Source organism: Rhodoligotrophos defluvii, from assembly GCF_005281615.1.
In the GTDB taxonomy this organism is placed as follows: domain Bacteria; phylum Pseudomonadota; class Alphaproteobacteria; order Rhizobiales; family Im1; genus Rhodoligotrophos; species Rhodoligotrophos defluvii.
In genome coordinates, this window is the sequence record NZ_SZZM01000001.1 from 416,698 (window position 1) to 435,736 (window position 19,039).

Genomic DNA, 19,039 nt, shown 5'->3' on the forward strand with positions numbered 1-19,039 from the left:
CCTCCTGAATAGATTTGGATGCCATCACCGCGCTAACCCGACGCCGTGAGCAACACACACGGATCATCCTCCGGCGTGAGAATCGTGGTGCGTAGCTTCGCACGCGTAACGCTGACGCGAAAATTCTGTCGAGCCTGCACCATCGGTCCGGCAGCAATATTCTCGCGCGCGATCCGGTCAAAGTTGGCCACGACCTTGCCTTTTGCACGTCTCGGCCACCCCTCGAAGATGATGACTTCGTCGAACTGTTTTCCCTTGGCTTTGTGCATGTTCATCACCACCACGCCGGATTCCGGTTTATGTGCCGTGGCGAAATGCTCCTGCACAAAGGATTGTCGCGTGACGGCAAGGGCATTGCGATACCCGCCGGTGTCACGCCAATTCTGGGTCAGGCCCTGTCGAAGTTGGGTGCCGCGTTCGAGCAAGCGCACGTTGCGGACGTCCCTAGCGACTGCCCGTAGTCGCTTGCAACTGCCGCCGTCCAACGCTGCGCGGACCGCAGCCCAATCGCGGTCAGGGTCTCCGGTCAGGACGACATCAAGGGCATCTGCATAAGTCACTACGGTCGCATTCAGCACAGAATTTCCGGGGGGTGCCTTGCCCGCTGCCAAGCACTGGTTCCGCTTCTCGAGCGCCGCCTTGAGTCGTGCCGCTTCTGTCAGGTCGCCCCTTGTCGGTGCGGCACCGCCCCTACCGTGGTAGTAACTACAAAGAAGTTCTACGAATTCGTCGAAATGACCGGCATCGCGGCCCTGTTGCAGCAGGAAGGCGATAATTTCCGCCGCGAGAATTGGCCCGTCCATATCGACGGCCGCCGTATGCCCGATGGGCGAAACCTGCCCAAACGGTTCGCGCAACACATCTGACACCAAGCGGGTCATCTTCTTCGTGGGTACGAGAATCGCAAGCGACCAGTCAGGTTTGCCGCTGTCGATCAGCCGCTTGCGGGCCTGGAGCAACTGACCGACCAAGCTGGCGAAGGCTTGATTCTGGTTCGATTTGAACCCCTGAAACGCGATGCCGTTGTACTTGCTCTGCCGGAATTTCCCGGTCAGCACATCATTGCCGAACAATGCGATTTCGGTGCCTATGCTGCGGTGATTGTCCCCGGCCAAGTCATGCTCCGAAGGATGAAACGCGGCGCGAAAATGATCGAGTCGCTCAGGATCAGCGCCGATGAAGTCGAATATCCGCTGCTCAGGATCAGCCAGCGCGATCAGCGTGCTGGACATGCCGAGCGCTTGGACCACGCGCCACTGGTCCGCGCTGGTATCCTGAAACTCGTCGAGAATGATGTACGGATACATGGTCGAAATCAGTGCCCGGACCTTCGCCGAGCCATGCAATAAGGTCGCAACCCGGTCGGCGAAGAGATCGAAACAGACCTGGCCTTCCTCCGTCGCCAAACGGATCCGCTCGGCCTGCTCGCGTTTTTTCTTCTCCGCCTTTTCTTCATCGGAGAGCTTGGAGTCGCCCTTGTAGCCGCTCCGCACCGCCGACAAGGCGATGGCCTCGTTCGGTGGCGTCAGGATCGTCATCCTTCGAGGAAAGCCGACGAGGTAACCGTGCGTTTTGAGGATGCGCCAGAAGAACGCATGATAAGTGTCCACCTCAATGCGCCGCTTTTCATCCCGAGAAATCTGGCTTTCCTCATCCATCGCCTCCAGTACGCGTGATACTGTCGCGCGGGCGAAACTGAGAAAGAGGATGCGTTGCTCTTGCCGCAGGGATTGGCGAGCGATCTTCGCGGCCTTGAGGATGGAAACTGTAGTCTTTCCCGATCCGGGGCCGCCGGTGACGAGCTGATAGCCGTCCGTTGCAAGTACATCCTGCTGCGCTTTCGTCAGTTCGACCATGGCGGGGCGCTCTAGCCGAAAATATCGGCGAACAGGTCGGCGTCGCCGGTACCTGTTTCCGGCTTGGCCGGCGGGGGATCGCAACGCTTGCGCAGTTCGATGCAGGCATCGCGCAGCCATTGCGGAATCTCCGCCTCAGCGCACTGGGCAAGAAACTCCGCAATTCCCCAATTTCCCTTGGACCAGCCGAAATATGCCTTGAGCGCGGCTACGGCCTGCTCTTTCGGGTCGGGAAACTGCGCGAGCAGATGCGGCGGCCAATCTAACCCCTCTGCGAACCGCTCCAGCGCGGCCGCCGTTGTGTTGTTGAGCACCAGATCCTCAATGCCCTTTTCCTCGTGCATGAAAAGATGCTCGACCTGAGCCTCGATAGCCATCTTGGCGGCGTCGGTCTGTTTGTCGCAAACCGCGAAGGTCCGCTTGCCCAGACCTCTGTAAAGCAATGCCAGATCGGCAATCTGGCTTTCGCTGCCGGCGTCGATGACGCACAGACCCAAAGCCTCCAGCGACGCGTAGGTTGCCGGGTTCAACTCTGCCAGCCGACGTGCTGTTGCCGGAAAGGCGGTCGCCTCAGTCGCGCCTTCTGCGATCAGCACCCGCCGAGCAAGCAGCCCTTCACAGAAACGCGTGCGAAACTCCTGCCGATAGCGCTTATGCTTCACGCTGTCGGGCAAAGCGATCTTTGCCTGGCTCAAAATGCCATCGTTGGAGCGCGCCAGAATGACGGTTTCGTCCAGCCCAAACTCCTCCAGCACATAGGGCGAGTGGGAGGTCACAATCGACTGCGCAGAGAGCTTGCGCAGTTCATGCACGATGCGCTTCTGCGCATAGGGTGGGATCGCGGTCTCAACCTCCTCCATGGCGAAGATCACGTTCTGCTTGTCCTCGGCGATTTGCGAAAGCATCGCCAGCACCAACATATTGATGGTGCCGGTACCCTGTCGGTAGAACGGCGCCGCATGGTCGCCATTTCCCGTAGCTATGAAAGCAGTCACGACCTTACGCAGATGCTCTCGGGTGAGGCCGGATACTTTGAGGTGCGGCTTCGCGCCCCATTCCTGCGGGACATATTTCTTCAGAGACGTATTGATGCTTTCCAGCACGCCGGAAATCCCCAGCGCCGGGTCACTCGCCACGTCGAATTCCGCCAGCGTCGCGATGGTCGCTTCCCACATCTGCGGCCGGATTTCCTTCAGACGCAGGATAATATCGAGCAGGCTGCCGTGCTCCAGGCTTAGCGCGCGCGATGCGGTTCTCAGCGAGCGCAGATAGAGGAACCCACAATGCTGCTTGTCCTTCTTGGAGAAGGTCGTCGGCGGATCGTCCTCGGCGAGGCTGCGCGTGTAATAGGTGTTGCCGTTGAAATCGTCCTCATCGACGTCATATTCGCCGATGAACGTTACCCGCAACGCTGCGACGATTGCGGCAGCATCGACGCCGGACGGATTGGCCTCGGTATAGAGGTCGCCGGTCTCGACGTTCAGCCACTCGATATGCCCGCCGAACCGCGCCTGCTGCTCGATAGAAAGATGAACGACGGTGACATCAATCCTGATTTTCGGGCCTTCTTCTGGCGCTGCATTCTCGCCTTCGGGCGGGGGCACAACATAGCGGCCCTGCCAGAAATCATGCTCGTCTACGGGAGGACGACGATTTAGCCGATCCGGCCCCAGAACCAGGTCGATCGCCTCGATTACCGACGATTTCCCTGTATTATTGTCGCCGATGAGCACGGCATGATCGGGCAACACGATTGTAGTCGAGCGGATGCCCCGGAAATTCTCGATGGTGACGGAATAGATTTTCACCGTTTGCCTCCCCCCACATGGACAAACTCGTCCATAGCATTGGCGCACATCTTTAAAGACTAACCACCAAATCTCAAAAGAGCGAGGCTCAGTTGGCGATCCGTCGCGCGATCTCGCAAGCATTGGAGAGTGCGAAGTAATTTTTCCGCGGCCCCCACGGTCGGGAACGAGTTCCATCAGGGGTGCCAACACCCCATCCATATGGCCGCCCGCAAGGGTGCCAGAGAGCGATATGTGTGTGCGATCGATATATCGACGCGATAAGGGGGATGACGCGGAATTCTGATAAAATCGCCGTACTGGCAGGCAGCATGTAAAGCTAACTGAAAATTTGCCGGAAACGCCCGCCGTTACAGGTCCTCTGGCCCAATCACCCAGCCTGCGATCTCATGGTCGATCATTCGCCATTGTTCGGCAAGGTCGGTTAAGTCGGCGCTGCCTATGACCGCATGATCGAGCCCGTCGAATTGGTCGCCGATGTACGTAGCGAGGCCCGCGCCGCCTTCATTTGCAAACCAAACTCCAGTGAGGTCGGCAATTTCCTTCAATTGCTTAAGTGTTTTCTGCGCATCGCGAATGTCGAAGTTGTCAAGCTCCTTGTTTTGTCGGCTTCGCTTGTTACCGGCGTGAGCCACATGAGAGCTGACATGCTCGGAGATGCGATCAAGAGCCGTAAGACGCGCTTCGATCTTCGTGAAAATTGTGGGCGAAATCAGATCGCTCGGGCTGCGCTGTGACGGCGAAACACAGCTCAGTACATCGAAATACCGATGCGCTGCCTCCGTCTTCATAAGCTCGGGATTGCCCCACACTGGGCGCCCCTTGGCCGCGACGAGATTCTCGCGCTGTTCCTGCAGCAGAGGAGCAAGATCGTACTGTGCGTTAAGTACTCTTTCGATATATACTCTCCGATTGAGCCAGCCACGGCTTGCTTCCACATCGCGAACGACAGAGCGGATCGAGTAGACGCCCTTGGGACCGCTTATTGGACCTTTATCCAGAAGTCGGCGTGTGCCTAGAAGCAAGCTTGACCAGTACCCCTCCGAAACGAGGTTGAAGATCATCTGGTTGAGTGGAGGCCGCGCGCCTCTTTTCTCATTTGCGAGACGAACGATTCGAACAGCCGTCCGAAAGGCGGCATAGTTCCAGAGAAGATCCTGAATGGTCCTGTGGATGCCCGTGGTTTCGTCCTGGAACGCATCTCGCCAGATGGCTATCCGTTGGTCATAAGTCGTCACTTTTCCTTCACCCCACCAACGTTCCTGCTTGATTCACCATACCCGAATGCCAACCACCGTATAGCCAGGACCGCAAAGGCTGGAGATTTCAACCTCCGGCTGGTGAGCGGCCTCCAATCCTGCAATCGCTGGCCAGATGAGACAGTGTGGGAGTGCATGCAACGACCCTGTTGGGGGAAGCCTTCCCCCTGGCCGGCACTGGCGTTGCCGACACACCCCCTTCTGCGGGGCGGTCCCCGCAACGCCCCCGAGAGTTAGAGTGCGGACGGGTTTTCCGTGACGGGATTGAAAGGTCGGAGGAGAGTCTTCCGGCGCCCGTCGCGGAGATCATCCCGATGGCCAGAGAACATCGCGCGGCCCGCAAGAGCGGCACGCGCACGAACCTTTATGACGACATCACCGACAAGATCATCGCCGAGCTGGAGGAAGGGCGGCTTCCCTGGGTCCAGCCCTGGGGGACGGCGGCGGCGAAGGCGCCGCTCGCCATGCCGAAGAACGCCGCAACGTCCCGGCAATACTCCGGGATCAATGTCCTGATCCTCTGGGGCGCCGTGGTGCAGCACGGCTACCCCACACAGCATTGGCTCACGTTCCGCCAGGCGTTGTCGCTCGGCGGCAATGTCCGCAAGGGCGAGCGCGGCACCACCGTCGTCTATGCCGATCGCTTCACGCCCGAAAACGAGAAGCGCCGCGCTCGCGAGACGGGGGACGAGGCTGCGAGCATTCCGTTCCTGAAGCGCTTCACCGTGTTCAATGCCGAGCAATGTGAGGGCCTGCCGGACGACATCGCCGTCGAGGCCCCGCCACCGCCGCCCGGCATGATCGAGCCGAGGGTCGAGACGCTGATCGAAGCGATCGGGATCGATTTCCGCATCGGCGGCAACCGCGCCTTCTACGTCCCGGCACATGACTATGTGCAGGTGCCGCCGCCGCAGGCGTATTTCGAGCCGATAAATTGGCACCGGACGGCCCTGCACGAGATGGGACATTATGCCGTAAGCTGGATTATGCCGCATGGCCGAGTTCGGCGGCTGCTGCGTCTGCTGTCGGCCATGCGGCAGTTCGGCATAATCAGAGCGCTTTGAAGAAGGCGAGTATGGGGTGGAAAGCGGACTGACAGCTTGTTGATCAGCCAGCGAGAAAGCAGACACAGTGCGATTGGCGAATTTGGTCCTGTTCCCGGACTGACCGGCTTCGGCAGGGAATGCGAAAAAGCTGACGTCCAACATCCGACAGGCACGCAGCTCCGCGCGGTCTGTCGCACAGGTCCAATCAAATGCCGGGCTAGAAGTGCAAATCAGCGAGAGCCCTTTTTTGGTGTGCTCTATTTGCTAGATTTGCTAGGTTTGAGGGCTGGTGTATTCCCTGGTGTGCCTTTGTTATCACGGCGGCGCTGATCCAGCTTCCCGGTGGATTTCGCTATCGGCTTTGGACCTGGTTTGAGTGCCATGAATACTCTCCTTTTTTCATTTAAGAAAATCAGCCTGTACGCACTTTCTTACGTGGTAACAGTCCACACCAGGACTGGTTAAAGTCAAGGCCCATTGTATATTCATACCGTGGCAACACCCCACGAATATCGGAAGGCTAGGGCGGAGCACTCTGTATCAGTGTTCCCTGTCAGCGGTGAGGGCGATCAGGTATTCCATATGGAAGAAGTTTCTGAGCGCCTACCGTCGGCCGGATTGGCGTCGAAACAAACCGGCTGATTTGGGGTGGCAAGCTGCCCGACCGCTTCTGGGCGCCCAAGCCGGGAAAGCGGCCGTTCAGCAGGCTACTGTACTTTGACCGCAATGCGCCACCATGCCAGACGTTCGGGCAGACTTTGCCTGCGCCTGAAAGCGGACGTTCAGGTCGGTCTGTGTGGACGGCAGCAAAGCGCCCCCATGTCGGTCGTAGATGCCAGCTTTGCCTGCGCCCAGAAGCGGTCATTCACGCTAATGGCGGCAGTTGTCGAGGAGCGTGCCTTCGGTGATCTCCAGATCGAGCCGCGACGGCGCGAGGCCGGACGAAGCGACGGCCGACAGGACCGTTTCGGCAAGCTTTGCATCTTTGAACTGCAGGGGCGGGATATTGACCGAGACCGGACAGCGTTCCGTTCTAGGATGCTGCATCGCGCGTCGCCGTTCGCAGCACCCATTCGCCGATCGCCGGCATCCGGCCTATTGCCTCGGCCAACGTTATGAAACTGGCCGGGGTCACCGCCGTTCGGTCCGAACGGGTCCACCGAAGCAGAGCTTCGAAGCCCGTCACGGTTGCGGTCGCAAGGTCGACCTGCGGTTGGTAGACAAGACTGAACACCTCAAGCGCCAGCGCGGCGCGCAAGGCGCTTTCCAAGCCCCGGCGCGCCTCCACCGCGTCTTTCATGCATGGATCGAAAAAATCGATGACAGCTGCGGCCGCCCCGTTTGGCCGCATAGAGCGCCAGATCGGCGTTCGAGATGTTTCGGAAACATCCGAGCCCGCGTCGCCCATGGCCACGCCGAGGCTGGCTCAGACATTCACCGAACGCCCTTCGATGATGTACGTCCGCGACAAGAGGTCGACGAGGCGGCGCGCCATGCTTTCCGGCGACATTTTGTCGAACTCCGCTTGCATTCCGACGAATTCGTCGCCGTCGAAGCGCGCAACAAGGCCCTCGTCCGCGCACAGCTTTATAAGGCGGGCGCCGACCAGTCGCACAGCGGGGCCCCGCCGGATGGCCGAGCGGATCGTTGACGAACTTGAACCTGTCGAGGTCGATGTAGTGGATGGCATATCGATCCGCCCTGACCGCCTAGCCGCAGAGATGTTGCCGAGCAGGCGGATCGATATTTGGAGCTAGTTGACGTTGGACGACCGGCGGTTGGATCGACGCTCGCAGGCGAGGATTTCCGCCAGATCAAGCCCGGCCACCAGAGCGGCGAGTACAAGTCGGGCATAGGGCGGCGCGCCGCGATTTTCTCAGGCTCTGAGCGATCCTACGGCCAATCCCAACCGGCGTGCCAACCCATTGCGGTCGGTTGCGAGGCTCTCCAGCGCGGATTCGACTTCTTGTTGAAACGTCCTGTCCATGGAGCTTTAACGCCGCTCGCCCTGTCGGCAAGAACGATTGCTCGCGATCAGCCAAACAGCGGCCAGATCCGGTTGAGAAGTTCGCCTCCGAACCAGAACACGAAAGCGACCCACGCTGCTGCCAGAATGGCCGCGACAAACGCGAGAATAAGTGCAAGCCCATCCCGCAAGATCAAGGCGAACGCGATCATGGCGATGGCGGCGACGGGCGGCACGTTGCCGAAAGGTATCGGCAACCCGATCATGATGGAGAGAGGCAGGATCATCAAACCCGCGACGCGGCCGGCCTGACGTCCGGCAAGCCACTTGAAGCGGCCCGGCGCGTGCAGGTATTCGATCGCAACCAGCCAGCCGCGCGCTCGCTTGCCGGCGTTTGTCAGCACTCTGGTTGAGACAGACCGCCGAGTGAGCACGGCGGGCAGCCACGGCTTGCGACGGCCAATGATCATCTGAATGGCAAGGACTGCAACCGCCGTGCCGAACACCATGCCGTATGGCCCCGGGATCGGAATGAGCGCTGGCAGCACGAGGACCAGAACCAGCATCGGGAACCCGGCCGCACCGAGTCGGTCGACCACATCACCGATCGCGATGCGATCCCGATCTTTGCAGGCCGCCAGCAGATCGTCGATTACTTCCGACGCGGTGGGCGGTACAGCGTCCTCGTCAACAGCCAGCACGCGACGATCTGATCCTCGTTTCTGAGTGATGGCAAGTCGGGGCATGTGTCTAGCCTCACGCTGTTCTTCCGGCATCTTATGCAAGGTCCAAGGCCAGCCGGATTGCTGCAAGTGCGCCAGCACAGGCCGTCGTGAATGCCGCGCGCGTATTGAGCATCTGTGACCGGTTTAACGCGACGACCAACCGATTGATGTCCGCGGCGCTCAGTTCCTCGCGCCGCGTGATCCGCCTGACCCGGTGACGGCCGGATGCCCACCAGAGCCAGGCGGATGCCATCGCAAAGCCGACGATGGAAAGATCGAGTATGGTGGAGAGGTTATGCATGTGTCGGCTGCTCGTTTTATGAACGTCCCTAGCGTCATCGCGGCCGCAAGCCAGTGAACGAACTGCGGCCCTCCCGTTGTCGCTCTGCGCTTACCCACTGGCGCCTTCTAGTGGCTCAAGAAACGGCCGGGCGGCGTCGATGGCTGCCACGCATTCCGGTGCAGCCTCGGTAAGCAGCGTGACCGGGTCGGCAAAACCGATCCAGACGCCGAATGCGCTTGATGACGCCCACCACAGATCGTCCAAAGCACGGTTGACGATCTGCGCTCCTTGCTCGGTTACACAGGCGACGAGCGAGGCCACTACCTCCTGCGGGGCGCTGGTGTCGGCAAGCGACCTTGCGATGTCCTGCTGCAGCGGCTCGAGAAGAAGAAAGGTGATCAGGGCGACCAGCATGTCGTGCATTGTTTCAACTCCTTGCGTCCGAACATGTCGAGCTCAATTCCAAGTGCGCCATCTGGCAGCCCTGGCGATGGACTTGCTGTCCAGCGCCAGGGCCGAGCCTTAGGGGCGCGGCAATTCTTCCGGCCCGATATGCGGCGGCTGAGACCGCGTCTTTACCAGGCTCCAGACCACGCCCGACGCGATGATAGCGAAGGTGATGCCAAGCGAGAGCGCGGCGGGGAACTTCTCGAGACCGAGCAGGTCAGCGACGAAGATCTTCGACCCGATGAAGATCAGCACGATCGCGAGCGCCGGCTTTAGGTATTGGAACCGGTGGATCATCGCAGCGAGCGCGAAGTAGAGCGCGCGCAGGCCGAGAATGGCGAAGATGTTCGACGTGTAGACGATGAATGGGTCCGTCGTGATAGCGAAGATCGCCGGTACCGAATCCACGGCGAAGATCACGTCGGCGATCTCGACCATCACCAGCGCCATGAAAAGCGGCGTCATGAACCAGACGAGCTTGCCAGTTTTCGGATCGGGCTTCTTGACGAAGAAATCCTGGCCGTGGTGTTCGTCGGTCACGTTGAAGCGGCGCCGCAGGAAGCCGACGATGGGGTTATTGCCGATCTCGGGCTCCTTGTCGCCGATCCACAGCATCTTGATGCCGGTGATCACCAGGAACGCGGCGAAGATGTAGAGCACCCAGGAGAACTGCGAGACGAGCGTCGCGCCGAGGCCGATCATGATGGCGCGCAGGACGATGACGCCGAGGATGCCCCAGAAAAGCACGCGGTGCTGGTATTTGCGCGGAACCGCGAAAAAGGAGAAAATCAGCGCGATGACGAAAACGTTGTCGAGCGCCAGCGTCTTTTCGACCACGAAACCCGTCACATAGTTCATACCGGATTCCGCGCCGAGCTGCCACCAGACAAAGCCGCCGAAGGCCAGACCGAGGGTGATGTACATCGACGACAGGATCAGGCTTTCGCGCACCTCGATCTCGTGATTGTCACGGTGAAGGACGCCGAGGTCGAAGACCAGAAGCGCGATAACAATCGAGATGAAGCCGAGCCACATCCAGACCGGCTTGCCGAGCCAGTCGGCGAACAGAAATGCAAATTCCACGTGAACTCTCCAGCCGGTCGTCCACGGTGAAAAAATGTCCGACATCGCGAGAGGACCGGCATCTCTCGCCAGAGGGGCCCGGACTGGGGCAATCAACATGTCCGCCGCCGATCCCGCAGGATCGGCGGCGGTAGACCAGCTAGGTTGCGGCCGAAGTCAAACGGCGGATCAGGACGGTCACAACGCCCAGGATCGCGACGCCGACAAGCCACACGATCGCGATCAGCGGTCCGTCAAGCGGCGCGGCGATCTGTGCGAACCAGGCGATCAGGCCATCGGCAGCGCCCATGCCGGCCATCCAGCCGACCGCCGCCTCGACGGCGGCATAGGCAGCAAGCGCGAGCAGCGACCATGCGACGATCAGGGCAACGCCGCCGTAGCCGACGACACGGTTGAGCTTTGCCGCTTGGCGCGGTTGAAGGTGCATGGATGCGCCCTCACGCCCGCGGCCGCGCCATCGTTGGCGTGAAGGACCTGCGGCGGATCACTGGGATGACTGTCGCCTGCCCTTCCCGGTTGAGCCGCTCCAGATATTCGATCTGCTCGCGAAACCGCAGCTTGAGCTTCTTTAACCCGTAGAGCCTCAGGCTGTCGGGCGCGGGACGCGCCTGTTCATGCTCGATACGGGCCTGGATTTGTGCGCGACGATTGCGCAGCGAGTTCAGGAACGGGTCCATGTTCATACCTCCGTGTTGACCACGAGGCTGATTTGGGTATGCCTTTGCGATTGCGCCAATTGATTGTTGAAATCGTCATGATAGTCGTCAACTATCAGCCATGCCGTTCCGACCAACCCTGCGCCAGCTCGAATATGTCGTCGCCCTTGCCGAATGCGGTCATTTCGGCAAGGCCGCCAAGCGCTGCCATGTCTCGCAACCCACGCTGTCCGTTCAAATTGGGATCGTCGAAGAAAATCTCGGCATCCAGCTCTTCGAGCGGACCTCGGCAGCGGTCCTGATCACGCCAGCCGGAGAACGCTTTCTCCATGGAGCACGCGTTACGCTTGCCGCGATGACCGATCTGATGGATGCCGTCGCGCAGGACAGCGCTGCCTTGGGCGGTGTCGTCAGGCTGGGTACGCCTCCCAGCTTCGGGCCGTACTTCCTGCCGACCTTCCTGCCGCCCCTCCACCGGACATATCCCGACCTCAGAATCTATATCGTCGAGGATCGCCCTGCCGCGATCGAAACCTCTGTCGCCGAAGGCACGCTCGATTGCGGTGTCGGCCCCTCATGCGGCGAGCCCTCCTTGACCTTCATCCCGATTGGCAGCGAGCGGCTTTATCTCGGCGTGCCGGCCGATCACCGCTTTGCGCAAAGGCGATCCGTTGCCATGAAGGAGCTGGCAAACGAACGCCTTCTGGCACTGGGGAGCGGCAACCGTCTTTTGGAAAATGTCCAGCACCTGGCGAAGGCGTCGGGTGCGACGGTCGTCGACGACTATGTCGGCACCAGCCTCGACGCGATCCGCCAAATGGTCTCGATAGGTATGGGCTGTTCCCTGTTCCCAGAACTTTACGCACGGGCGGAGTTCCGCAACGCGGAAGACGTGCATCTCCTTGAGGTGAGCGACTGGCGCGAGACCCGCGAAGTCGGGGTCTACTTCAGGACAACGGCCGGCCGCGCGGCGCATTTTGAGGAACTGGCCAAAAGGGCCAAGGATGCGGCACAGGCGCTCGGCGTCGGGTAGCTAAACGACTCCGATCTGCGCCGAGCCCTGCTGCAGGAGCATTCGCAAGGCCGGGTTCGGAAAACGCCGTTCCATCGTCACGGCAAAGAAGGTCTCCGTGATCCCCAGCGGCTCATCGCCCTCGACGAGGAGGCCGGCCGCCAGCTCGTCCTTGACGACGATGGGCGGCAGGACGGCAAGGCCGACATCTTCGCGGGCCAGAAGCCGCATCATCGCCATGTCCTCGACCTCCGCGACGATCTGCGGGCGCACCATCAGGCGATCGGCAAGAGCGTCGAAGCCGGCGCGCACGCTGCTCTCCAGCGTCGGTACGATGACGGGATGGTCGCGCAAAAGATCGACGAGGCCCGCTCTGCCAAAAAACCGATGCGGCGTGCCGACGAGGCCGACTGGCTGTTCAGCGATCCGATGCGCCACGAAGGGCGTCAGTACATCACGCGCGGGCGCGTGGTTGATGAGCACGACGTCGAGGTTCAGTGCTTCCAGCGCGCGCAAAAGCTCGGCGGCCCCGCCGGAGCGCAAGACGAGCTCAATATCGGTCCGGCCGAGAACGGGCCGCAGAAACTCCATCTGGAAGTTGCGCGACAAGGTGGCGAGCGCCCCGACCCGCAGCGCCTGGCGCGCCGTACCGGTTTCGCGAAGCGTGCCTAGCAGTTCCTCCCCGGTCGCGAAGATCGCATCGGCATGGTCGAGCGCGATGCGGCCGGCTTCGGTCAGATGAAGCTGTCGTCCGCGCCGGTCGAAGAGCGCATGGCCGAGCTGCTCTTCAAGTTTGCGGATCTGCACCGAGAGCGCTGACTGGGTCAGGTTCAAGCGCGCGGCCGTGCGCGTGAGGTTGCCGTCGTGGGCGACGGCCCGGAAATACCGCAGATGGTGATAATTGAGCGCTGCCATGCCGTTCGATAATAGCGAACGGAATTGAGCAAACAATGCATTTTCTTTCGGAACGCGGCTCGGCTAGCAGCAGGGTGTCGCCACCGCACCCAAGGAAACCACCTTGTCGCTCAATCTGCTGCCGCTCGCCGCACCGCTGTTCCTGCTTCTCGCCGCACTGTTCGCGTCTTCGCGTCCGGGTCGAAGGGCCCCGCACGTAGCGGCCGTCGCCGAGCGAGCCGCCATGTCGGCCCTCGCTATCGCGGCCGGTTCGCTGGTTCTCCTACTGCTGCAGGGTCCGGGCGACAGCGCCCTCATAGGCTCGGCTGGTATAGGTCTCTCCGCGCGGCTCGACGTGATCAGCGTGACGATGCTGCTTCTGGTCTCCTTCGTCGGCTGGATCGTGCTGCGCTATTCGCGTACCTTGCTCGATGGCGAAGCACGGCAGGGCGCGTTCACAGGCTGGCTGTGCGCGGCGCTAGCCGCGGTCCTTCTCCTCGTTCAGGCCGGCAATCTCGTGCAACTGCTCGGCGCGTGGATCGCGACGAGCTTTGCGCTCCATCGCTTGCTGCTCTTCTATCCCGAGCGCATCGGGGCGCAGCGCGCGGCGCGCAAGAAGCGGCTCTTCGCGGTCCTTGGCGCCCTGTCGCTGGCAGGCTCGGTGCTGTTGATGAGCGTGGCCTTCGGCACGACCGATATCGCCGCGATCAATACCATGGCGCGGACCGGCGACGTTTCCTGGCACGCGCCGGCAGCGGCGGGGTTACTGGCGCTCGCGGCGTTGTTGAAATCGGCCCAATTCCCGACCCATGGCTGGCTGACCGAGGTGATGGAGGCGCCGACGCCGGTCTCGGCGCTGCTCCATGCAGGCGTCATCAATGCCGGCGGCTTTCTCCTCATCCGCTTCGCTGACGTGATGCTGCTCGCGCCCGGCGTGCTGGCGGTGCTGGCGATGGTCGGCGGCTTCACCGCCCTCTTCGGCGCACTCGTCATGCTGACCCAGCCAGCAGTCAAGACCTCGCTCGCCTGGTCGACCGTGGCGCAGATGGGGTTCATGATCCTGCAATGCGGGCTGGCGCTGTTCCCGTTGGCACTGCTCCACATCGTCGCCCATTCGCTCTACAAGGCCCATGCTTTCCTGGCCTCGGGCGGTGCCGTCGAGCAGGTCGCCTCGATCCGCCGGCCGGGACCGGTGGCCATACCAGATGGCGGCGCGGTCGCCCGCGCCTTCTTCATCGCGTTGGCGATCTATGGCGCGATCGGTGCAGCCTTCGGTCTTGGCTTCGGGTTTGAGCACAAATCACCCCAATCGCTCGCACTCGGCGCCATCCTCATCTTCGGCGTCGCCTATCTGCTGGCCCAGGGGCTAGCGGATGCCGCACCGCGCGCCCTGACGACAAGGACAGCAATTTACGCGACCGCAGCTGCCCTCGGCTACTTCGCGCTCCAGACGGTGGCCGAATGGCTGACGGCGGGCGTGCTGCCGGCGACGCCCGCGCCGGGGAGGCTCGAATGGACCCTGATGGCGCTCGCCGTCCTGACCTTCGGCCTGGTCGCAGTCGCGCAGGCGCTGTTCCCGCTCTGGGCGGGCCATCCGGCGGCTGCCGGCCTGCGGGTTCATCTCTCCAACGGGCTTTATGTCAACGCCATGCTCGATCGCATGCTGGGCGGCTGGTCCGTCCGCAAGCCCTCGTGACGCTCAAGGATCAGGAAAACCTCATGCTGATGACTGTACACAAGACCCCACTTCCCGGCTCCGAAGCAGTCATGGCTGCGGCGCACGGCGCAGCGCGCGCCATCCCGCCGCTCTGGCCGCTGGCGTCCAGCGTCGCTGTCAATCCGTTCCTTGGCCAGACGGGCGAACCGCTGGCTGTCGCCGCTGCGCGGTTGCGGCGGGTCGCCGGCATCCGGCTCAACATGCCGCGCGACTGGTATCGGGAGCGCCACCAAAGCGGCGAACTCACCGACGAAGATCTGGCCGAAGCGCTTGGAGCGGCGCCAGCATCAATGCGCCCAAAAACGGTTCCCGCGCTAAAGCAGGCATTGAATGTCGAGACGTCGGCGGCGCGGGCTTTGCCGACCGTCGCCGAGTTGGCGCGCGAGGCCAGCGGCATCGACTGGCAGGCCGTGGTCGATGAGCGCATCAGCCATTGGGCGGCAGGCTATTTCGATCAGGGCCAAGCGCTCTGGGCCGCAGCGCAAGGCCGCAGCGCCTATGCCTCCTGGCGCACCGTCGCCATGCATGACCTGACCCCGGAGATCGTCGGCCTTGCCCGCTTCGCCGGCACCGTCGCGGACGCTCCCGAAAGCGCCGAGGCCGCCCTGATCGACGCCGTCGAGACGCTCGGCCTGTCCGAGTCGGCGCTGGAAAGCTGCTTCCACCGCCTGCTGGCAAGCCTGGGCGGCTGGGCGCAGCTCGCACGCTATCGCCTCTGGAAGGCCGCACTGGCAGGCGGGACCGACAAGACGGTGATCGATCTCCTTGCCATTCGTCTCGTTTGGGAAGCTGCACTTCTGCGGCAATACGAGCACGAGATCGGCACGCAATGGCGCGAGACCGTGACCGCCCATGCCGAACCGGTCGCCGCAAGCGCGGAGGATCATGTCGATGCGATCCTCCAGGAGGCCGCTGAGCGCGCCGCCCAGAGGCAGCTGCGGGCCCTCTTCGCCGAACCGCGGCCCGCCGTGCCGGCTTCGTCGCGTCCCGCGATGCAGATGGCCTTCTGCATCGACGTCCGCTCGGAGGTCTTTCGCAGGGCGCTGGAAACGCTCGATCCCGGGATCAGCACGCTCGGCTTCGCCGGTTTCTTCGGCATGGGGATCGCGCACCGCCGCTTCGGCTCGGACGTGGTGGAAGCCCGCCTGCCCGTTCTGCTCCGGCCCGGTCTCTTCACCTGCTCGGGAGAGCAGACGCCTGAGACCGAGCGCGCGGATCGCACGGCACGGATCGCGGCCCGTGCCAAGCGTGCCTGGGGTCGCTTCAAGCTCGCCGCCGTCTCCTCCTTCGCCTTCGTCGAGGCGACGGGGCCAGTCTATGTCGGCAAGCTTCTTCGCGACGCGCTGGGGCTCACCCGCAATGCCGCACCGAACGACCCGGCGCCACGGCCGGCCGACACGATCGGCCTCGACCAGCGGATCGAGATGGCCGAAACCGTCCTCAGGGCCATGTCGCTCACCGATCGTTTCGCGAGGTTGGTGCTGATCGCCGGCCACGGCGCCAGTGTCGTCAACAACCCGCATGCCAGTGCACTCCATTGCGGGGCCTGCGGCGGCTATTCGGGCGAGGTCAATGCCCGGCTGCTCGCCTCGCTGCTCAACGCGCCCGACGTGCGCACCAGCCTTCTCGCACGCGGCATCGTGGTTCCCGAAGACACCTTGTTCCTGGCGGCCCTCCACGACACGACGACCGACGACGTTACCATCTATGACGCCGATCATTCCTCGGTGGAGCACGCCGCGGACCTGACGGCGGCCAGGGGTTGGCTCCAGACCGCAGGCGGGCTCGCGCGGGCCGAACGGGCAAGGCGCCTGCCCCGCGCCGAGACACAGGCCGATATTGCCCGCCGCGCCCGCGACTGGGCCGAGTTGCGACCCGAATGGGCGCTCGCCGGCTGCCAGGCTTTCGTCGCCGCGCCTCGGTGGCGCACGACGGGTTGCGACCTGGGGGGCCGGGCGTTCCTGCATGATTATGACTGGCGGCGCGACGAAGGCTTCGGCGTGCTGGAACTAATCCTGACCGCACCGGTCGTCGTCGCGAGCTGGATCAGCCTGCAATATTACGGCTCAACCGTCGCGCCGGAAGTCTTCGGCGCCGGCAACAAGCTCCTGCACAACGTCACAGGGGGAATCGGCGTCGTCGAAGGCAATGGCGGCCTCCTGCGCGCCGGCCTGCCCTGGCAGTCCGTCCATGACGGTAATGAGCTGGCGCATGAACCGCTGCGGCTCTCCGTCGTCATCGAGGCCCCGCAGAAGGCGATCACCGGCATCCTCGAGCGCCACGCGGACGTCCGGGCACTGCTCGACAATCGCTGGCTCCATCTCTTCGCCCTCGGCGAGGACGGCCGCATGGCCTGGCGTTACGCCGGCAACCTCTCCTGGGACGAAGCGGAGGTGGAAACCTTGCGACTTCAGGCGCACGCATGAAGACCTTCGTTCCGCAAGCTGTCCCCCTTGCAGACGCCGGCCACCGGTATTCACCCTATGCCTGCCGGCATGCCGTGCTCGCCACGATGCACGGAAAGGAGGAAGCAATCGCGCCCGTCCTGCGCGACCGGCTCGGACTGATCGTCTCGTCCGCGCCGGATATCGACACCGACGCACTCGGCACCTTCACCGGCGAGATCCCGCGCGCCGGCACCATCCGCGAGGCGGCAATCGCCAAGGCGCGGCTGGGCATGAAGGCAACCGGCTTGCCGATCGGCCTTGCCAGCGAAGGCAGCTACGGCCCGCACTCGCAGATCCCATTCGTTCCCGGTGGGGTCGAGCTCATGGTGCTCGTCGACGATATGCGCGGCATCGTCGTCAGCGAGCATCTGATCGAGGACGCGCCGGTCTTCGGCCACGGTTATGTAGTTGCTGGCGACGATGTGACGCCCATCCTGGATCGTCTCGGCTTTCCCGCGCACGCCTTGATCGTGAAGCCGGCCGAGAGCGAAGGTGGAGCAGGCAACATCCACAAGGGCCTGCGCGACAGAACCGCGCTCGAGCTGGCCGTCATGTCGGCTAAGGCGCAATCGGACGACGGCCGGGCGCTGATCCAGACCGATATGCGCGCCCACATGAACCCGACCCGGATGGCGACGCTCGGCCGCCTTGCCTCTGCTCTCGCCGAACGGCTTTCCGCGCTGTGCCCGGCCTGCCGCACGCCCGGCTACGGACAGGTCGATGTCGAGATCGGCTTGCCTTGCGAATGGTGCGGGACGCCGAGCCTCATGGTCCGCCACCGCGTCTTCGGCTGCGTCGCCTGCCCGCATCGTGAGAACCGGCCGCGCGGCGACGGGCTGACCAAGGCCGATCCGGGACACTGTCCCTTGTGCAACCCATGACCGGACGATGGAGAAAGGCCGATGACGAAAGCTGATGACGCGCCGCAGACCAATGACGAGCGGATCGCCTGGGTTCTGGCGCATCCTCGGATGAGCCCATGGCTGAAGGCGGCCCTCGAAGGCGCCAGGAAATGCCATCCGGTGGAAGTGCAAAACGATCTTGAGATTCTCAATCTGCTCCTGCGTGCGTATGTCGCCGAAGGCCTCGGCGCCAACGTGCGGAATTCGAACATGACGTGAAGTGTGTGGTGATAGGGTCAGTGGCGTCGCATCTGATGCTGGGGCCGGTCGGCTACGACCGTTTACGGCTTCCGTCCACCAGATTCTGATGGCCGCAATGGGCCTACGCTGACCAAGCAAACTTTGCCCAACAGGGCAGTGCGGGAAAGGCAGCTAACCGCCAAGCGCTTCCAACAGCGGACCGTCCGGACTTGATGCGGTGGACGGCTCTCCTCCCTCCCTGCGGTATGATCGCGGGATTGAAGATGGAGGAGCACCACGATGAGCAACATTGTGACGATCGGTTTGGATATTGCAAAGTCCGTTTTTCAGGTCCACGCGGTGGATTCGTCCGGCGAGGTTGTTGTTCGCCGAAAGCTGACGCGAGGGCGTGTCCTCGCCTTCTTCGAAAGTCTGCCACGATGCGTGATCGGGATCGAGGCCTGCAGTTCCTCGCACTATTGGGCTCGCGAGCTGATCGCACTCGGCCATGATGTGCGGCTGCTGCCGGCACAGTACGTAAAGCCCTATTCCTGGCGGCTCAATTCCTCCTATCATCCTCGCAACGACTATGCGGCCGACGTGAAGGCGATGCCCTCGAACAGTCTGGTGCTCGTCGGCGACAAGGATGAGGCCGTCGACAGTACCGCGCTACTCGATCTGTTGAAGGCCAGCGGCTACCGCGGACGCGCAGAAGTTCTGGCGGAGACGACACATTTCGGTATCTTCCACGATGCCGA

General features: G+C 62.5%; 18 protein-coding genes and 3 pseudogenes. 8 read left to right on the forward strand and 13 right to left on the reverse strand.

Translation table 11 applies throughout. The features are described from left to right. Positions 1 to 32: 32 nt before the first annotated feature. The 3 genes from E4P09_RS01890 to E4P09_RS01900 form a co-directional block, all read right to left on the reverse strand. Positions 33 to 1,856: a UvrD-helicase domain-containing protein gene (locus E4P09_RS01890; RefSeq protein WP_137387893.1), complete on the reverse strand. Its 1,824-nt coding sequence runs from the start codon at positions 1,854 to 1,856 to the stop codon at positions 33 to 35. 11 nt (positions 1,857 to 1,867) lie between these two features. After that, positions 1,868 to 3,664, reverse strand: a complete 1,797-nt coding sequence (locus E4P09_RS01895; protein ID WP_137387894.1) for an ATP-dependent nuclease — start codon at positions 3,662 to 3,664, stop codon at positions 1,868 to 1,870. Between the two features lie 350 nt (positions 3,665 to 4,014). Further along, positions 4,015 to 4,902, reverse strand: coding sequence for an AbiU2 domain-containing protein (locus E4P09_RS01900; RefSeq protein WP_205041991.1), 888 nt, complete (start codon positions 4,900 to 4,902; stop codon positions 4,015 to 4,017). Positions 4,903 to 5,237: 335 nt separating this feature from the next. On the opposite strand from E4P09_RS01900, the pseudogene E4P09_RS01905 reads away from it, so the two are divergent. Continuing rightward, positions 5,238 to 5,891: pseudogene (locus E4P09_RS01905) on the forward strand (ArdC family protein); the annotation flags it as partial. 948 nt (positions 5,892 to 6,839) lie between these two features. Here E4P09_RS01905 and E4P09_RS01910 read toward each other — a convergent pair. From E4P09_RS01910 to E4P09_RS01950, 9 genes are all read right to left on the reverse strand, one after another. Then, a complete protein-coding gene (locus tag E4P09_RS01910; RefSeq protein ID WP_137387896.1) occupies positions 6,840 to 7,016 on the reverse strand; it encodes an EAL domain-containing protein in 177 nt (58 codons plus the stop codon). After that, complete coding sequence (locus tag E4P09_RS01915) at positions 7,003 to 7,377, reverse strand: EAL domain-containing protein (RefSeq protein ID WP_090597691.1); 375 nt, start codon at positions 7,375 to 7,377, stop codon at positions 7,003 to 7,005. Before E4P09_RS01915 ends, E4P09_RS01910 begins: the two co-directional genes overlap by 14 nt. 18 nt (positions 7,378 to 7,395) lie before the next feature. Then, positions 7,396 to 7,584 carry a hypothetical protein gene (locus E4P09_RS01920; protein ID WP_137387897.1) on the reverse strand — a complete coding sequence of 63 codons (189 nt, stop codon included), beginning with the start codon at positions 7,582 to 7,584 and terminating at the stop codon, positions 7,396 to 7,398. Positions 7,585 to 8,003: 419 nt separating this feature from the next. Then, positions 8,004 to 8,711, reverse strand: a complete 708-nt coding sequence (locus E4P09_RS01925) for an exopolysaccharide biosynthesis protein (RefSeq protein WP_090597689.1) — start codon at positions 8,709 to 8,711, stop codon at positions 8,004 to 8,006. Between the two features lies 1 nt (position 8,712). Beyond that, a complete protein-coding gene (locus E4P09_RS01930) occupies positions 8,713 to 8,961 on the reverse strand; it encodes a hypothetical protein (protein WP_090597688.1) in 249 nt (82 codons plus the stop codon). Between the two features lie 90 nt (positions 8,962 to 9,051). Beyond that, positions 9,052 to 9,366, reverse strand: coding sequence for a hypothetical protein (locus E4P09_RS01935; RefSeq protein ID WP_090597687.1), 315 nt, complete (start codon positions 9,364 to 9,366; stop codon positions 9,052 to 9,054). Positions 9,367 to 9,465: 99 nt separating this feature from the next. Beyond that, positions 9,466 to 10,473: a TerC family protein gene (locus tag E4P09_RS01940; RefSeq protein WP_090597686.1), complete on the reverse strand. Its 1,008-nt coding sequence runs from the start codon at positions 10,471 to 10,473 to the stop codon at positions 9,466 to 9,468. Positions 10,474 to 10,612: 139 nt separating this feature from the next. Continuing rightward, positions 10,613 to 10,900 (reverse strand): hypothetical protein, encoded by a 288-nt coding sequence (locus tag E4P09_RS01945; RefSeq protein ID WP_090597685.1) that lies wholly within the window; start codon positions 10,898 to 10,900, stop codon positions 10,613 to 10,615. A gap of 10 nt (positions 10,901 to 10,910) precedes the next feature. Beyond that, positions 10,911 to 11,150: a YdcH family protein gene (locus tag E4P09_RS01950; protein WP_161601057.1), complete on the reverse strand. Its 240-nt coding sequence runs from the start codon at positions 11,148 to 11,150 to the stop codon at positions 10,911 to 10,913. Between the two features lie 100 nt (positions 11,151 to 11,250). Here E4P09_RS01950 and E4P09_RS26400 point away from each other — a divergent pair. Further along, positions 11,251 to 11,388: pseudogene (locus E4P09_RS26400) on the forward strand (LysR family transcriptional regulator); the annotation flags it as partial. Between the two features lie 96 nt (positions 11,389 to 11,484). Further along, on the forward strand, positions 11,485 to 12,162 hold the full coding sequence (locus E4P09_RS01955) for a hydrogen peroxide-inducible genes activator (RefSeq protein ID WP_231771620.1): 678 nt from the start codon (positions 11,485 to 11,487) through the stop codon (positions 12,160 to 12,162). On the opposite strand, the gene E4P09_RS01960 is transcribed toward E4P09_RS01955, so the two are convergent. Further along, positions 12,163 to 13,056 carry a LysR family transcriptional regulator gene (locus tag E4P09_RS01960; RefSeq protein WP_090597682.1) on the reverse strand — a complete coding sequence of 298 codons (894 nt, stop codon included), beginning with the start codon at positions 13,054 to 13,056 and terminating at the stop codon, positions 12,163 to 12,165. Positions 13,057 to 13,159: 103 nt separating this feature from the next. On the opposite strand from E4P09_RS01960, the gene E4P09_RS01965 reads away from it, so the two are divergent. From E4P09_RS01965 to E4P09_RS26405, 5 genes and pseudogenes are all read left to right on the forward strand, one after another. Continuing rightward, on the forward strand, positions 13,160 to 14,731 hold the full coding sequence (locus E4P09_RS01965) for a proton-conducting transporter transmembrane domain-containing protein (protein WP_090597681.1): 1,572 nt from the start codon (positions 13,160 to 13,162) through the stop codon (positions 14,729 to 14,731). A 23-nt stretch (positions 14,732 to 14,754) separates the two neighbouring features. Further along, the gene (locus tag E4P09_RS01970) at positions 14,755 to 17,178 is read left to right on the forward strand and encodes a YbcC family protein (RefSeq protein WP_090597703.1); all 2,424 of its coding nucleotides are present in this window, start codon (positions 14,755 to 14,757) and stop codon (positions 17,176 to 17,178) included. Continuing rightward, positions 17,175 to 18,080 carry a DUF6671 family protein gene (locus tag E4P09_RS01975; protein ID WP_137387899.1) on the forward strand — a complete coding sequence of 302 codons (906 nt, stop codon included), beginning with the start codon at positions 17,175 to 17,177 and terminating at the stop codon, positions 18,078 to 18,080. The genes E4P09_RS01970 and E4P09_RS01975 overlap by 4 nt, the downstream gene beginning before the upstream one ends. A gap of 21 nt (positions 18,081 to 18,101) precedes the next feature. Then, positions 18,102 to 18,320, forward strand: a complete 219-nt coding sequence (locus E4P09_RS01980) for a hypothetical protein (RefSeq protein ID WP_090597679.1) — start codon at positions 18,102 to 18,104, stop codon at positions 18,318 to 18,320. Positions 18,321 to 18,581: 261 nt separating this feature from the next. Then, positions 18,582 to 18,830: pseudogene (locus E4P09_RS26405) on the forward strand (IS110 family transposase); the annotation flags it as partial. Positions 18,831 to 19,039 lie beyond the last annotated feature (209 nt).

Coding starts and splice junctions, on each gene's coding strand:
- E4P09_RS01890 (WP_137387893.1), bottom strand. CDS start 1,856: ATGGTCGAACTGACGAAAGCGCAGCAGGATGTACTTGCAACGGACGGC.
- E4P09_RS01910 (WP_137387896.1), bottom strand. CDS start 7,016: ATGCAGCATCCTAGAACGGAACGCTGTCCGGTCTCGGTCAATATCCCG.
- E4P09_RS01915 (WP_090597691.1), bottom strand. CDS start 7,377: ATGGGCGACGCGGGCTCGGATGTTTCCGAAACATCTCGAACGCCGATC.
- E4P09_RS01925 (WP_090597689.1), bottom strand. CDS start 8,711: ATGCCGGAAGAACAGCGTGAGGCTAGACACATGCCCCGACTTGCCATC.
- E4P09_RS01930 (WP_090597688.1), bottom strand. CDS start 8,961: ATGCATAACCTCTCCACCATACTCGATCTTTCCATCGTCGGCTTTGCG.
- E4P09_RS01935 (WP_090597687.1), bottom strand. CDS start 9,366: ATGCACGACATGCTGGTCGCCCTGATCACCTTTCTTCTTCTCGAGCCG.
- E4P09_RS01945 (WP_090597685.1), bottom strand. CDS start 10,900: ATGCACCTTCAACCGCGCCAAGCGGCAAAGCTCAACCGTGTCGTCGGC.
- E4P09_RS01950 (WP_161601057.1), bottom strand. CDS start 11,150: ATGGACCCGTTCCTGAACTCGCTGCGCAATCGTCGCGCACAAATCCAG.
- E4P09_RS01955 (WP_231771620.1), top strand. CDS start 11,485: ATGACCGATCTGATGGATGCCGTCGCGCAGGACAGCGCTGCCTTGGGC.
- E4P09_RS01960 (WP_090597682.1), bottom strand. CDS start 13,056: ATGGCAGCGCTCAATTATCACCATCTGCGGTATTTCCGGGCCGTCGCC.
- E4P09_RS01970 (WP_090597703.1), top strand. CDS start 14,755: ATGCTGATGACTGTACACAAGACCCCACTTCCCGGCTCCGAAGCAGTC.
- E4P09_RS01975 (WP_137387899.1), top strand. CDS start 17,175: ATGAAGACCTTCGTTCCGCAAGCTGTCCCCCTTGCAGACGCCGGCCAC.
- E4P09_RS01980 (WP_090597679.1), top strand. CDS start 18,102: ATGACGAAAGCTGATGACGCGCCGCAGACCAATGACGAGCGGATCGCC.